At 35.2% G+C, this 12,982-nt stretch carries 15 protein-coding genes and 1 pseudogene; 13 read left to right on the top strand and 3 right to left on the bottom strand.

Annotation, left to right across the window (positions count from 1 at the left end; all coding sequences use genetic code 11):
* Positions 1–253: 253 nt before the first annotated feature.
* Positions 254–1,669 carry a PTS system trehalose-specific EIIBC component gene (gene treP, locus JEQ21_RS05880; RefSeq protein ID WP_199364519.1) on the bottom strand — a complete coding sequence of 472 codons (1,416 nt, stop codon included), beginning with the start codon at positions 1,667–1,669 and terminating at the stop codon, positions 254–256.
* A gap of 271 nt (positions 1,670–1,940) precedes the next feature.
* Here treP and JEQ21_RS05875 point away from each other — a divergent pair, with 271 nt between their 5' ends.
* The 4 genes from JEQ21_RS05875 (at position 1,941) to JEQ21_RS05860 (ending at position 5,688) form a co-directional block, all read left to right on the top strand.
* Positions 1,941–2,384, top strand: coding sequence for a hypothetical protein (locus tag JEQ21_RS05875; RefSeq protein WP_199364518.1), 444 nt, complete (start codon positions 1,941–1,943; stop codon positions 2,382–2,384).
* 411 nt (positions 2,385–2,795) lie between these two features.
* Complete coding sequence (locus JEQ21_RS05870) at positions 2,796–3,221, top strand: CopY/TcrY family copper transport repressor (protein WP_199364517.1); 426 nt, start codon at positions 2,796–2,798, stop codon at positions 3,219–3,221.
* A gap of 16 nt (positions 3,222–3,237) precedes the next feature.
* Positions 3,238–5,463 carry a heavy metal translocating P-type ATPase gene (locus JEQ21_RS05865; protein ID WP_199364516.1) on the top strand — a complete coding sequence of 742 codons (2,226 nt, stop codon included), beginning with the start codon at positions 3,238–3,240 and terminating at the stop codon, positions 5,461–5,463.
* 15 nt (positions 5,464–5,478) lie between these two features.
* On the top strand, positions 5,479–5,688 hold the full coding sequence (locus tag JEQ21_RS05860) for a heavy-metal-associated domain-containing protein (RefSeq protein ID WP_199364515.1): 210 nt from the start codon (positions 5,479–5,481) through the stop codon (positions 5,686–5,688).
* A gap of 89 nt (positions 5,689–5,777) precedes the next feature.
* Here JEQ21_RS05860 and JEQ21_RS05855 read toward each other — a convergent pair whose 3' ends face one another.
* The gene (locus JEQ21_RS05855) at positions 5,778–6,086 is read right to left on the bottom strand and encodes a hypothetical protein (protein ID WP_199364514.1); all 309 of its coding nucleotides are present in this window, start codon (positions 6,084–6,086) and stop codon (positions 5,778–5,780) included.
* A 207-nt stretch (positions 6,087–6,293) separates the two neighbouring features.
* Here JEQ21_RS05855 and JEQ21_RS05850 point away from each other — a divergent pair, with 207 nt between their 5' ends.
* The 8 genes from JEQ21_RS05850 (at position 6,294) to JEQ21_RS05815 (ending at position 12,296) form a co-directional block, all read left to right on the top strand.
* Positions 6,294–6,497 (top strand): hypothetical protein, encoded by a 204-nt coding sequence (locus JEQ21_RS05850; RefSeq protein WP_199364513.1) that lies wholly within the window; start codon positions 6,294–6,296, stop codon positions 6,495–6,497.
* A 90-nt stretch (positions 6,498–6,587) separates the two neighbouring features.
* On the top strand, positions 6,588–7,265 hold the full coding sequence (locus JEQ21_RS05845) for an ABC transporter ATP-binding protein (protein WP_199364512.1): 678 nt from the start codon (positions 6,588–6,590) through the stop codon (positions 7,263–7,265).
* A complete protein-coding gene (locus JEQ21_RS05840; RefSeq protein ID WP_199364511.1) occupies positions 7,249–7,950 on the top strand; it encodes a hypothetical protein in 702 nt (233 codons plus the stop codon). Before JEQ21_RS05845 ends, JEQ21_RS05840 begins: the two co-directional genes overlap by 17 nt.
* Before the next feature lie 95 nt (positions 7,951–8,045).
* Positions 8,046–8,912, top strand: a complete 867-nt coding sequence (locus JEQ21_RS05835; RefSeq protein WP_199364510.1) for a DUF6895 family protein — start codon at positions 8,046–8,048, stop codon at positions 8,910–8,912.
* Entirely contained in the window at positions 8,888–9,469 is a 582-nt protein-coding gene (locus JEQ21_RS05830; RefSeq protein ID WP_199364509.1) for a hypothetical protein, read from the top strand. Before JEQ21_RS05835 ends, JEQ21_RS05830 begins: the two co-directional genes overlap by 25 nt.
* Positions 9,459–10,145: a hypothetical protein gene (locus JEQ21_RS05825; RefSeq protein ID WP_199364508.1), complete on the top strand. Its 687-nt coding sequence runs from the start codon at positions 9,459–9,461 to the stop codon at positions 10,143–10,145. The genes JEQ21_RS05830 and JEQ21_RS05825 overlap by 11 nt, the downstream gene beginning before the upstream one ends.
* A gap of 19 nt (positions 10,146–10,164) precedes the next feature.
* Complete coding sequence (locus tag JEQ21_RS05820; protein WP_199364507.1) at positions 10,165–11,862, top strand: ABC transporter ATP-binding protein; 1,698 nt, start codon at positions 10,165–10,167, stop codon at positions 11,860–11,862.
* A 224-nt stretch (positions 11,863–12,086) separates the two neighbouring features.
* Positions 12,087–12,296, top strand: a complete 210-nt coding sequence (locus tag JEQ21_RS05815; protein ID WP_196967565.1) for a heavy-metal-associated domain-containing protein — start codon at positions 12,087–12,089, stop codon at positions 12,294–12,296.
* Positions 12,297–12,412: 116 nt separating this feature from the next.
* On the opposite strand, the gene JEQ21_RS05810 is transcribed toward JEQ21_RS05815, so the two are convergent.
* Positions 12,413–12,610: a prevent-host-death protein gene (locus JEQ21_RS05810; protein WP_199364506.1), complete on the bottom strand. Its 198-nt coding sequence runs from the start codon at positions 12,608–12,610 to the stop codon at positions 12,413–12,415.
* Positions 12,611–12,812: 202 nt separating this feature from the next.
* Here JEQ21_RS05810 and JEQ21_RS05805 point away from each other — a divergent pair.
* Positions 12,813–12,982: pseudogene (locus tag JEQ21_RS05805) on the top strand (IS1380 family transposase); the annotation flags it as partial.

The following is a 12,982-nucleotide window of genomic DNA, read 5'->3' as shown; positions in this document are numbered from 1 at the left end:
CTAAAAAAAGGGGAGAGTGGGACAGAACAAGATGTTGAAATCTTGTTCGTTACAAGTCCGTATTTCAGGTTGTAAGCTGAAACGGTCTCTCCCCAGACCGATTCACTCCCACCTTCGCACAGTTGATTAGGCTGTTTTCAGAGCCTGCAAGGCGAAAGAAAATGCCAATCAACCACTGCGTCAAAATTATATAGCAAACTATAATAATGAGGTTGAAACTGTTGTCCCAACCTCACCCCTTATAAATCTAGTCTTATTTCTTCTTCTCAAAGCGAATAAAAACAAACGTTAGAACGATTGGAAGGGCGATAACGATAGCCAATCCAAGGACGAAAATACCCCAATATTGTGGAACGATGGAGAGGATACCAGGGATACCACCGATACCGACAGAGTTAGCAAGAACTGGTACAGAACCGAGGAGGGCTCCGGCAATTCCGGCTGAAACCATTGCTGCTAGGAAGGCAGCTTTATGGCGAAGAGTTACCCCGAAGATGGCTGGTTCAGTAACTCCCAACCATGCAGAGATGGCAGAAGTAAGCGCCATGCTTTCGTTTTTGCTATCTTTGTTTTTACGGAAAATTAACATCATAGCAAGGGCTGCAGATCCTTGAGCTACGTTAGACATAACAAGGATAGGCCACAAGAAGGTTCCATTTTCAGATGCCACCAATTGAAGGTCAACTGGGAGGAACATGTGGTGCATACCAGTGATAACAAGCGGTGCGTAGAAGGTACCGTAGATGAGACCTCCCAACCAGCCAGCTGTACTGAAGATAGCCATCATGATGTTTGTGATTTGAGTCGCCAACCACATGGTCACAGGACCAATAACTGTGAAGGCAAGGAAACCAGTAACCAAGAGTGAAACAGGAGCAACCACCAAGAGTTTCAAGCTATCTGGAACACGTTTGTTCAACCATTGTTCCACATTAGCCAAAATGAAAGCCGCAAAGAGAGATGGTAGAACTTGAGCCTGGTAGTTCATTTGTTGAACAGGAATACCGAAGAGATCCCAAGTTGGAATTTCAGCAAGTCCACCAGTGTTTGCATCAAACAAAGCATATTGAGAAGTCAATCCAGGGTGGCAAAGAACCAAACCAAGAACGATCCCCAAGAGTGGAGAACCACCGAAGCGGGTCATAGCTGACCAACCAACAAGAGCTGGGATAAAGATAAAGGATGTTGCTGCGATAAAGTTAACAATACCAGCAAATCCAGCGAAACCAGGATACATTTCAACAATGGATTGCGCTCCAAAGATTCCTGGTTGGGTAAGAACATTGTTAATCCCCAAAAGCAAACCAGAAGAAATGATCGCTGGTAGGATTGGTACAAAAACATCTCCCAACAATTTCACCAATTTTTGAAGTGGGTTCAAATCTTGGGCAGCTTGTTCCTTGGCTTCTTCCTTAGATACAGCTTGTGCACCTGTTTGGGCTACCAATTCATCATAAGCTTTATCAACAATACCAGGACCGATGATGACTTGGTATTGACCGTTGGCAGAGAATTGCCCCTTAACCAAATCAATTTGATCGAGAGCAGACTCATCTACTTGCCCTTCATCTTTTAGAATAAAGCGAAGACGAGTCACACAGTGGGTTACACTGTTGATGTTGTCCTTGCCACCAATGGCTTCAACGATTTTAGAAACATCGTTTTTCATAAGATCTCCTTTTGAAAGCGTTTTTTAAACTTGTATAGACAAATTATAGTGGACTTGTCTATACTTGTCAAGGGGTAATTTGGAAAAAGTTAAAAGAATATGAATAAGGAAAGTGGTTTTTAGTCCATGAAATTTATTTTACAAAAAGTATTAAACCGGCAGCAGTTATTTCATTTACTATTATAGTTATGCGATTCGAAAAGGAACATGTTAATAGTTGACATGATGATTGCTTTGAAGTAAGATATAAATAAAAAAGGAGCTAAGATTTATGCATAGATTTAAAGAGGCCATGCATTCAATAATCGCTTTTTTAGCAACTTTATTTCTGATATATGTGGTGGAACTCTATATTATTTCAAGCATTACCACTTCTAAAGGAATGTTAGATATTAAGCTACTTTTTGTTTTGATTTTACTCCCTTTAACTCCAATTTTACTTTACGATTTTTGTTTTGATAAGCATTCAGACAAAGTAATCAAAAGACGAATTTATCGTTTTGATTTTTGGATTGGTACACTTTTTCTTACATTGTTAGGATATATTGGTTCCGTGTTAACATTATTTAAGGAGACTAATGTTGATACCACTTTCTTTCCACAAATCGATCAGGTTAGGGGAGTAGGATTACTAGTTATTCTTCTAATGCCGATAAAGATCTATTACTCGTATAGAAAGTACAGATATTCAATTAAAGAAAGTGAAGAGGAGTAAAAATCTTAGAATGTACAATCAAGGATTGGGCAAAAACTAGCAAATAATTTAAAATCACAGACAAGTTGTACTTGGTTTTTATCAAGAAATGCAAATTTGTCTGCGTTTTTTTTTATCTACTTTTATCCTAGACTAATTTTATAAGAATCATACCCATTAATAGGAATCTTAGAACGGTTTTTACGTTTTGATTTGTTTAACAAGAACTGAATATTTTTTAGATTTCAAACTTTCGATTAGCGTAGATGCGAAAATCTTCGTCAACATTGTTCTAATCCCAAATTACTGATGAATAAAGTTATAAGAGTATTACCATCGTAAAAAAAAACAAATCTCTCACTTGACAATTTGAATCTACAAATGTAAACTATAAACATAGACTACAACTGTAGACGAAAAGAGGTAGGAATCATGAAAGGACTGATGTCAACTGCGGAATGGCAGGTCATGCGGGTGCTCTGGGCTCATCCAAACAGCGGTAGTAGTCAGATTGTTGATTACCTGCAAGCGGATTTTGAGTGGAAACCCAGCACAGTCAAGACTCTCTTGACTAGACTCAAGGATAAGGGGTTAATTGAGGCACAAGCGGAAGGCAAACGCTTTGTATATCGAGCTGTGACAAGTGAGCAGCAGGAGTTGGGAAAAATGGGGCAAGAGTGGTTGGATAACCAATGCCAGACCAAACACGGGGAGCATTTACTGGTTCTCCTGAAGAAAGCTCAACTGACTCAGTCTGACTTGGAGAATCTAGTAGCTTGGGCGGAGTCAGCCAAGAAAACAGCACCGACTCACGTGGTTTGTACTTGTTTGCCGGGTCAATGTGATTGCCATCATTAAAAAAGGAGAGTAAAAAATGGAAGAAAAAGTTTATCAAGTATCAGGGATGACCTGTGCATCGTGTGCCTTGACTGTTGAGAAAATTGCGGGACAACAAGAAGGAGTGCAGGAAGCCCAAGTCAATTTAGCCACTGAAAAGTTAACGATTCGAACCAATACTGATTTTGAAAGTGCGGCCTTAGAAGAAGCAGTATCTGGAGTTGGGTATCAGTTGGAGGTCCAAGAAGGGGGCTGGTCTATAGAGCAACATCAGATTGACGATGAACAAAAAGAAGCCCATTTGGAAAACCAGAAAAGGGAGGTGATTTGGACAAGTATCTTAGCTGTTCCCCTCCTATACATTGCCATGGGGAGTATGATGGGCTTACCATTACCAAACTGGTTGAGTGAACCAGCAACTTTTGTTCTTGTCCAATTGCTCTTAACAACAGGAGTTCTTTGGCTTGGACGAGGATTCTATCAACGAGGTTTCCGAAATCTTTTCAAGGGTCATCCCAATATGGATAGCTTAATTGCGATTGGAACAGGAGCTGCTTATCTTTATAGTATTTACGGTTCCTGGCAGGTTTTACAGGGCCAACTCCATTTTGCCCACCATCTTTATTTTGAATCAGCTGCCACCATTGTTTTCTTTATTTTCTTAGGAAAATATTTAGAAGCTAGGGCCAAACACCAAACTTCGCGTGCCCTTCAAGGACTAAGCCAGTTAGCCCCGCAAGAGGCGATGTTAGTAAAAGAAGATAGAGTAGAAGTGGTTGCAACTAAAGACCTTCAAGTTGGGGATCGTGTACGGGTTGTTCCTGGTGAAAGTTTTCCAGTTGATGGCGAAATCATTTCTGGTGAGAGCTATGTAGATGAATCCATGATGACCGGTGAAAGTGTGCCGGTTCATAAGCAAGTTGGAGAGGAAGTTTGGGCAGGAAGTCTCAACCAAACAGGGAGTGTCGATTACCGGGTTACCAAGGTCGGGGCTGAAACCATGCTGTCTCAAATTATTCAGTTGGTAGAAGCTGCTCAAGCGAAAAAAGCTCCGATTGCAGCCTTGGCAGACCGAATTGCCCTTTATTTTGTACCGACAGTTTTAATTGCTGCTGTTCTAGCTAGTCTAGCTTGGTATTTTATCGGAGGAGCTAGTCTAGAATTTGCCCTTTCGATTTTTATTGCGGTTCTTGTGATTGCCTGTCCTTGTGCACTTGGTCTTGCGACACCAACAGCCATGATGGTAGCTACAGGTCGTGGAGCTGAAAAGGGAATTTTATTGAAGTCTGGTCCTGCCTTAGAAAGTTTGGCGAACGTAGAAACTGTTCTTTTAGACAAAACAGGGACTGTCACAGCTGGGAAAATGACCTTGACCGATATGAAAGTCTGGACACAAGAGAGCGACGAAAGCATTCTTGTCCAATTGGCTTCCGTTGAAAGTCGTAGTGAGCATCCAATTGCTCAGGCCCTTGTTCAAGCTGCGGAAGAAGCGAACTTAGACCTTCTCCCGGTTGAGGATTTCAAGGCACAAGTGGGACGGGGAGTCGAGGCAAAGATAGACAATCAACTCATCCAGGTTGGAACGCTTCGTTACCTTGAAGAAGAAGGGGTTTCCTTGCCAGAGGATTTAGATCTTTTGAGCTGGGAAAAAATGGGAAAAACCAGTTTGTTAATGGCACGAGATGGGCAATTTGTAGCAGCTCTTGCTGTAGCAGATCCGGTTAAAGAAACCAGTGCGCAAGCTATTCGTGACTTGAAAGAGTTGGGACTCAATCTTGTTCTATTGACAGGAGATAAGGAGGAAACCGCTCGTGCAATTGCCAACCAAGTAGGGATTGAGGAAGTTGTTTCTCAAGTATTGCCCCAAGACAAGGCTGCACAAGTTGAGAATTATCAAGCTAAAGGGCAATCCGTAGCCATGGTTGGGGATGGCATCAATGATGCTCCTGCCTTAGTGCAAGCAGAAGTTGGAGTTGCGATGGGAACAGGTACAGATATTGCCATGGATGCTGCTGATCTTGTCTTGCTCCAAGGAGACTTGGTTAGTCTGGTAGATGCCATTCGGCTCAGTCGATCAACCCTTCGAATCATTAAAGAAAATCTGTTCTGGGCTTTTATCTATAACGTTATTGGAATTCCAATTGCTATGGGTCTGCTCTACCTCTTTGGAGGCCCTCTTCTCAACCCCATGTTGGCTGGATTAGCCATGAGCTTATCCTCTGTCTCAGTTGTTTTAAATGCATTGCGCTTACGCTTTAAATAAGAAAGGATTCCGAAAATGAAACAAACAGTTCAACTAGCAGGACTATCCTGCCAAAATTGCGTGAAACACACCACAGCAGCCTTCTCAAAACTGGCAGGAGTGGAGTCTGTTACGATTGATTTAGATCAACAACTAGCCCAAGTGACCACCGATACAGCCTACCAGGTTCAAGATTATCAAGAAGTTCTTGGCCCCTTGCCTTACAAGGTAGAATCTGTCCTTTAATGCAAAACGCCGTTTCCCAAAAATGATACGTACCGTGTCAAGTAGACGGTTGAAATAAATAAAATGTGTGATACCAGACTGCCTTAAGTTTAGGCGGTCTGTTTTTTCTTGTTGGCAATATTTTTCCAAAAATCAAGGTATTTTTTAGCTTGCTTAATTGGATAGTAGGTTCCTTGTTTTGGATTTGCCCTTGCATCAGCCCTTACTTGTGCAGTTGTCTTTCCTTCAAATCTCTCCTGTGGATCATGATGATGGTAGTAATCAATTATATTTTTATACGCTTTCTTCATCTCTTCGAAAGTAGCTACATTAGGGTATAGCACCTCTCGTATTTCCTTTATTAGTCCTTGCCAGCCTTCTAATGGGCTATTATCGATACACCGACCCACCCGAGACATTGACTGGCTCATCCCCTGTTTTCTAACATATGGGAAAAAGTTTTTTTGTGATAAACTCGGGAAGTCGATATCAGATTATTTTTTCATAATTTGTTGTGACTTCTGATGAAAGCGCTTTACATGCTTTGTTTTGTATTGTATAATGGGGGTGTAAAGTAAAAACACCCAATATTTTCAATTATTTTCTAATTTTAAAGGAGAATAGTTATGCTAAATAATATTAATCAAACAAAAAATTTTGTTGTGTCATTTGCCCCTAAAAACGATTCCATTCAAGTTCAGGCTGGGGGAATCGCAATTTGGAGTGGTTGGGCTTTGGTTTGGCCTTCTGTTGCAGAACCAGATTCATTGCTCAAGCAAATGTATAATGATTTTAATCTTACTCCAGTTCCAGCTGAGTTAATTAAGTAATAGTATTTTCAGAGTTAATGGGTGTTTTAACTATATGCTTGGTTCTGTATTTCTAGATGCAGGGCCTTTTTTATCAATTAGGAGAGGAATATGTTTGATATTAAAAATTTATCATTTGGATTTGATAAACCAATTTTAAAAGATATTGATTTAAAAATAGAGTATCGTGGACAAGTGATTGCTTTATTAGGACCAAATGGTTGTGGGAAAACTACATTGATGAATGTGATTGCAGATTTATATCAAAAATATTCGGGAACTATAAAGGGTAAGGGTTCTGTATTTTTTTTGCCAGATCATTCGTATATACCTGAAGATTTAACGATTAATGAGTGTTTAGAATTGTTCGAGAGTGTTTATGTTTCTTTTAATAAAGATAGAGCTATTCAAATACTAAAATATCTAAATCTTGATAAAAATAAGTCTATTTCAGAATACTCAAAGGGGATGAAAGAACAGTTGCACTTAGTTTTTTTACTATCTCAGGATGCAGATATGTATTTGTTAGATGAGCCTTTAGCAGCTGTTGATCCACTAACAAGAGATATACTAATAGATTTAATAATCAGGTTTAAAAATGAAAAAAGCATAATCATTATTAGTACTCATTTAGTCCAAGATATGGAGAAGTTGTTTGATGAAGTAGTATTTATGAAAGAAGGTAAAATTATACTACATAGCGCTGTTGAATATTTACTTAACGAGTTTTCTCCTTTAAGTTTAGATGATATATACAAGGAGGTGAATAGGAATGCTACTCTTGATTAAGAAGTTAGTAACAGAATATACAAAACCATATCTCTATGTGTTTGCGATTGGTCTTGTTATGAGAATAATGGTAAATCTATTTACCAAAGTAGAAGTACTTCAAGCGATAAATGGCCTCTGGATAATGATTTCAGCTACCCTTCTTATCATCTTATCAACATATTTTCTTTATGAATTTTTATATACACGCCATAAATATTTTTATTATACAATAAAGTACAGTAAGTTGAGTATATTATTAATAATTGCTATTATTTTAACTGTTTTCAACTTTACTTATTATTTTATATATACAGACGTTGAATTATGGGATGTCTTTCAAAAGTTAATTTCTTTGCTAGTTTATTTTATAACAACATGTTCATTGCTTTATAGCTTTAGAAATTTCTCTTCTAAAAAGCTAGGCTCTAATAGTTTTATATTCACACTCGTTTCATTTCTTGTTACACAATCCTTGATTTTCTATGGGATATTTTCAGAACAAATCTATAATAAGTTTATGATAGGAGCTTCTTCAGTAGCTGATGCAAGGAACATTTATATAAATATCGTACCAATTACGTTATTTGTTGATAATTCTACGTACTTAGAATTATCACGTTTCTCAGTTGGCTTCAATGTTTTATTATTGATGTTTTTTTTCCTATTGTTGTTAATTATACGGAAAATAAAAATTAATTGGTAAAAAATTTAAAATAGGGATTGTTCAAAATTGAATATGTTCTTTTTTCTAGTCTAGTGTTTAATAAAGATTGAAACTAGAGTTAGTAAGGGGGTTGTATGGATAATGCTATTTTAAGAGGCTTGATTTATTTAAAAGAAAATATTAATAGCTTTTTAGTAAATGAAAAATTATTAAATGACAAAGAGGAACAATTAAAATCGTTTGTTGAATTAGTTTTCTTTTATAATTTACTGCCCGAGCCATTAAAAGAAAAGGAAATATTTAAGTTTATTGATTCATTCATAATTAACAAAGTAGATACAATTCCTTTTATCGACTTATTTGAAGAAAACGTTAATGCTTTAGCTGGATTAGCTACAATTGAAGAATATTTTGTTCTAAAAGGGAAACAATATTATTCAGAATATCTGAATAAAATTATAACTCAAGATCAGCTTGATTTACATATTTATAGAGTTCCCTTCCGGCAGTTAGATAATAAGTATTCTTTAAAGAGAGCGGGTATAAGGGATAATTTACGATCCTTTGAAGAATTATACTCGAAGACAGTTATAGGCAAAAAACTTTCTCCGTTTTACTACACTGAAAATTCTATGTATAGTTTAACCCATACAATCTTTTATTTAACAGAGATGGGACGATTGTGGAATTTATCGAACATAGAAAAATCACATTTCTTATCAATCATAAAGTTTCTTATTGTTGATAGAATTCTCGAAAACGACTTAGATATTTTGGGAGAATTGATTTTGTGTAGCATATTTTTAAATTTAGATTCAGAGTTATCAAATCTTTTGAAATATGCTAAAGAGATCCTTTTGATTAATCAGAAGGATAATGGGGGATTTCCAGCACCAAAAGAATGGAGTTATGAAACAAATTATGCTGAGTTTAGAAATATATATCATACAACAATTGTTTGTATAGGAGCATTGATATGGTGTCAAGAAAAAAACATATAATTCAGGAATTAAAAAGGTGTAAACTTGATTTTAAATTTTATTCAGAATTTTGTGACATACTAAATCTATATAATGATTTGGAGAATTATTTTAAAGTTAAAATGAATGATTTTGGATTAACGATTTTGATATTAGATATTGCTTACACTATTACGCAAAATATAGATATAGATTCATTATTACATATGTACCCAATTTATTTAAAAGAACATGTGCATTTCTATATATTTTCTCAAAAATTTCGCTTTTTTGAAATCAATTTCTTTAGGTATTTTGAGAATGATATTATTCAGAAAAATGAATGGGAAGAAAATTTTTTTGAATATATTATGGGACAAATCAGTTTTCTTAAGACGGGGTCTAAATATTATCTGGACAGCAGAGAGTTGAGCAATATAGTAAAGGAACATTGTCTAAATGAGGATTTGATATTAAACCACATAGATAAAAGTGATATTAATAAATATTTTGAAGTTTACTCGAAAAAGATTTCTGCAGAGCATATATTCCATAAACTATTCCTGTTTATTGAAGAGGAGGTATTAAATGGTTTATAATAAAGAAAATTTAGTTCGTTTTTTAAAACTTAATCATCTAAATGTAAACTCTAAACTATTATTAATCTATTTAGGAGAATCTTCTAGTAGTTTTCCCTTAAAACATCAAGACCAGATAATGCCAGAAATTCTTGTCGAAGTTAATAATGAGGGTTTAAAATCTATAAAAGAAAAACTAGCATTTGAGTGCATCTCGGCAAATGATAAGGATTTTGACTTCAGATTACGATATTTTAAATATAGGTTAGGGATACTTAGTAGTCAAAAGGAAAAGCAATTAGCTGAGGAGTTGTTGTCAAACCTTGCTTTTTCAACATTAATGAAGTGTGTAGATTTAGATGTGTTGTATCAGTTGTTGTTTCTTTCAAATAGAAATTTACCGACTTCTTTTAATGAAATGTTGTCAGACTATATAGGTGGCTTAAGTATCTATTTTGCTAGAAAATATCAGATTAGGGAATTTGCGTTAAGTATTTTAATTGCTTTAAATATTCGAAAATATTTTGAAAATACTTTTTTTGAAGATGCTGTTGAATTTCTTGAATACATTCAAACAAATTTGGGATATTTTGGCTATGATGATCCATTTAGTAGATGTACTAATGATGTAAATCAAAAAATTTTAAATTCATTTTATAGCATAATGGCTCTAGAAAACCTGTATGATAGATTATGACATTAAGAGGGAGACATTTATGAAAAAATTATTGATTCCTGAGACGATAAAACATAAACTTCAACTATTTTTAGGTATAATTTTAAATATTTTTTCTTATGTTGTCTTTTTATTAATTCCTCAGTCAATACAAAAAATAATAGATAATTCTCAAGCGAATTTTTTTCCAATATTAACTATAATTGTGTTGTTTTTTTTTAATCTAATTTTCAGTATAGTGTCTTCTTATTTGCTATTGAGATATGCAGAGAATCAGGTGCTTAAGTTACGTAAGAATGTTATAACAGATTTGCTAAAAAAAGATCAGTCCTTTTATGACAACAATTTAAGTGGGGAAGTATCAGGACATATTGTTAATGACACTGAAGTGATAAGATTATTCCTGAGTCAGTTTTTTCCTGATTTTGTGAGTTCAATATTTTTGTTCATTATTTCTTTAATATTTCTATTTAGATTAGATTTTCAGTTATCTATTGTAATGTTAATGTGTCTTTTAATGATGTTTATAGTGTTAATTCCAATATCGAATTTTGGAGGAAAATTTGCAATAAGGAAACAGGAAAGTTTAAGTCAATTATCAGGCTTTTTAACAGAAATTTTTCAAAGAGTTAAATTAATTAAAGTGTATCAAGGCCAACAATATGTTAAGTCAAGTTTAGAAAAAAGACTTGCGAAACTAGTAAAAAATTCTTTTGCTTACTCTTTGATTGATTTGACCATAAAACCGGTAATATTAATTTTCGTTTTCATAGTAATCTGCATTAGCTTTGGATATGGAGGATATAGAGTTGCACAGTCAACACTAACAGCTGGGACATTGATATCGTTCTTGATTTATTTATTTCAGCTATTATCTCCATTGAGTAGTATTGCACAGTTTGGTAATCAATTAAAAAAAATTAACGCCAGTCTTTCTGTCATTAATCAATATGCTATTAATACTAGTATAGATAGGACGAGGGAGCAAGCTATGCCTGCTCCGATTGAAAGCATAGAACTAAAAGGTGTAACTTTTGATAGAGATGGGAAAAATGTATTAAATAATTTAGATATGCTTTTTAGGAAAGGAGAGGTAACAGCCATTGTAGGTCCCTCGGGTTCTGGTAAAACAACAGTTGTTGAACTGATTTCTAAATTATATACCACATTTTCTGGGAGAATATTGTTTAATGGTATTGATATAAGAAAAATAAGTACAGAGAGTTTGTATGGTTGTTTAACATATGTTTTTCAAGGAACTGATATTTTTTCTGGTACTATTTACGAAAACCTAGTTTTTGGTTTAGATTATAAACCAAGTATTGGAAAAGTAAATGAAATTTTAGAAGCAACAGCTCTTAATTTAGAATTTAAAAATTTCCCCAATGGATTAGAAACGCTTATAGGTGAGAACGGAATAGGTCTGTCTGGTGGTCAGAAACAACGACTTCAAATTGCGAGAGCTTTATTGCGGAATGCAGATATTTATATATTTGATGAGGTGACTGCTCATTTAGACTCTGTTTCTGAATCAAAAGTTATTGAAACAATAAGGACATATTTGAAGAATAAGGTTATTATTTATATTACACATAGGATTTCGACTATACAAACGGTTGATAAACTATATTTTCTTGAAAATGGTGAATTAACTGGAAGTGGTACTCATGGAGAATTAATGCAAAATAATCTGAGTTATAGACGTTTCTTATCGAAAGAAAAAGATAATCATTTATGAATCGTTTCCATTGTTTGTTATTCTACTATTGCCCAAGTAAGTTCAATCAGATAACAAATAAAAATAGGTACGAAAAATGTCGATTTTTGTGAGCTTCAAACAACTCCAAAGTACTGTAATAAAGTTAAAGCAAAAAAATTATAAGAGGTCTTGCTGTGAAAGTTATAGTACAATTAAATATTTTTAGAATCAAGAAGATCTGAAAATCTTAAAACGTGACACAAATGAAACAAACAGTTCAACTAGCAGGACTATCCTGCCAAAATTGCGTGAAACACACCACAGCAGCCTTCTCAAAACTGGCAGGAGTGGAGTCTGTTACGATTGATTTAGATCAACAACTAGCCCAAGTGACCACTAATACAGCCTACCAGGTTCAAGATTATCAAGAAGTTCTTGGCCCCTTGCCTTACAAGGTAGAATCTGTCCTTTAATGCAAAACGCCGTTTCCCCCCAAAAAGGAACGGCGTTTTTGTGTTAGTGTTCATAGTGAGCTTTTCTGAAGTCATTTTCTGATTCTTTTTAAGAAATCTTTTGCAAGGATACTTCCTTAGGAATGGAGTGATTGATAACCCTTTTGTAGTTCCTCCAGTAAACGTAGTATTGCCTTATGTGTTTCGTGTTCATCAATTGTAGCAAAGGCGTGTTGTGCACGTCCATTTTTTGTGAGGATGGCAGGTTCTCTGTAGCTGCCATTGGCTAGAGCTTGAATATCGTTTTTCAAAGTAGAGACTGGTACATGTGTCATAGATCACCTCTTTTGCAGTATTCTCTAAACTTTAACCCAAATTATTCATACCTAACTTAAAAACCTTCCAGAAACCGTATTGATCACAGGGTTTCTGGAAGGTTCTGCTTTTCACCCATTGGGTGAAAAATTCGACTAGACAAAAAATGATTTCCCCTTTATGATATAAGTGCATAGAACAACAAAAAGAAAGGAAATCCACATGTTCAGTCTAACAAATAATAATGCTAAAAACAATAATTTTTATTTTGAAGGAGGAAATCTTACGAATTATGGCGGACTGATTCTCTTTAAAGAATTGTTTGAGGTCTTGAAGCTGGCTGAGTTAATTTCCAAATATTTAGTCACTAATGATCAACGCCATTCCCCTCT

Source organism: Streptococcus sp. 121 (assembly GCF_016458205.1).
Lineage (GTDB): Bacteria > Bacillota > Bacilli > Lactobacillales > Streptococcaceae > Streptococcus.
This window is presented reverse-complemented; position numbering and strand designations above follow the sequence as displayed.

Excerpts from the sequence above, each read along its gene's own strand:
- JEQ21_RS05875 (WP_199364518.1), top strand. The coding sequence starts at position 1,941 with ATGCATAGATTTAAAGAGGCCATGCATTCAATAATCGCTTTTTTAGCA.
- JEQ21_RS05855 (WP_199364514.1), bottom strand. The coding sequence starts at position 6,086 with ATGTCTCGGGTGGGTCGGTGTATCGATAATAGCCCATTAGAAGGCTGG.
- JEQ21_RS05865 (WP_199364516.1), top strand. The coding sequence starts at position 3,238 with ATGGAAGAAAAAGTTTATCAAGTATCAGGGATGACCTGTGCATCGTGT.
- JEQ21_RS05860 (WP_199364515.1), top strand. The coding sequence starts at position 5,479 with ATGAAACAAACAGTTCAACTAGCAGGACTATCCTGCCAAAATTGCGTG.
- JEQ21_RS05845 (WP_199364512.1), top strand. The coding sequence starts at position 6,588 with ATGTTTGATATTAAAAATTTATCATTTGGATTTGATAAACCAATTTTA.
- JEQ21_RS05835 (WP_199364510.1), top strand. The coding sequence starts at position 8,046 with ATGGATAATGCTATTTTAAGAGGCTTGATTTATTTAAAAGAAAATATT.
- JEQ21_RS05840 (WP_199364511.1), top strand. The coding sequence starts at position 7,249 with ATGCTACTCTTGATTAAGAAGTTAGTAACAGAATATACAAAACCATAT.
- treP (WP_199364519.1), bottom strand. The coding sequence starts at position 1,669 with ATGAAAAACGATGTTTCTAAAATCGTTGAAGCCATTGGTGGCAAGGAC.
- JEQ21_RS05810 (WP_199364506.1), bottom strand. The coding sequence starts at position 12,610 with ATGACACATGTACCAGTCTCTACTTTGAAAAACGATATTCAAGCTCTA.
- JEQ21_RS05815 (WP_196967565.1), top strand. The coding sequence starts at position 12,087 with ATGAAACAAACAGTTCAACTAGCAGGACTATCCTGCCAAAATTGCGTG.
- JEQ21_RS05820 (WP_199364507.1), top strand. The coding sequence starts at position 10,165 with ATGAAAAAATTATTGATTCCTGAGACGATAAAACATAAACTTCAACTA.
- JEQ21_RS05850 (WP_199364513.1), top strand. The coding sequence starts at position 6,294 with ATGCTAAATAATATTAATCAAACAAAAAATTTTGTTGTGTCATTTGCC.
- JEQ21_RS05830 (WP_199364509.1), top strand. The coding sequence starts at position 8,888 with ATGGTGTCAAGAAAAAAACATATAATTCAGGAATTAAAAAGGTGTAAA.
- JEQ21_RS05870 (WP_199364517.1), top strand. The coding sequence starts at position 2,796 with ATGAAAGGACTGATGTCAACTGCGGAATGGCAGGTCATGCGGGTGCTC.
- JEQ21_RS05825 (WP_199364508.1), top strand. The coding sequence starts at position 9,459 with ATGGTTTATAATAAAGAAAATTTAGTTCGTTTTTTAAAACTTAATCAT.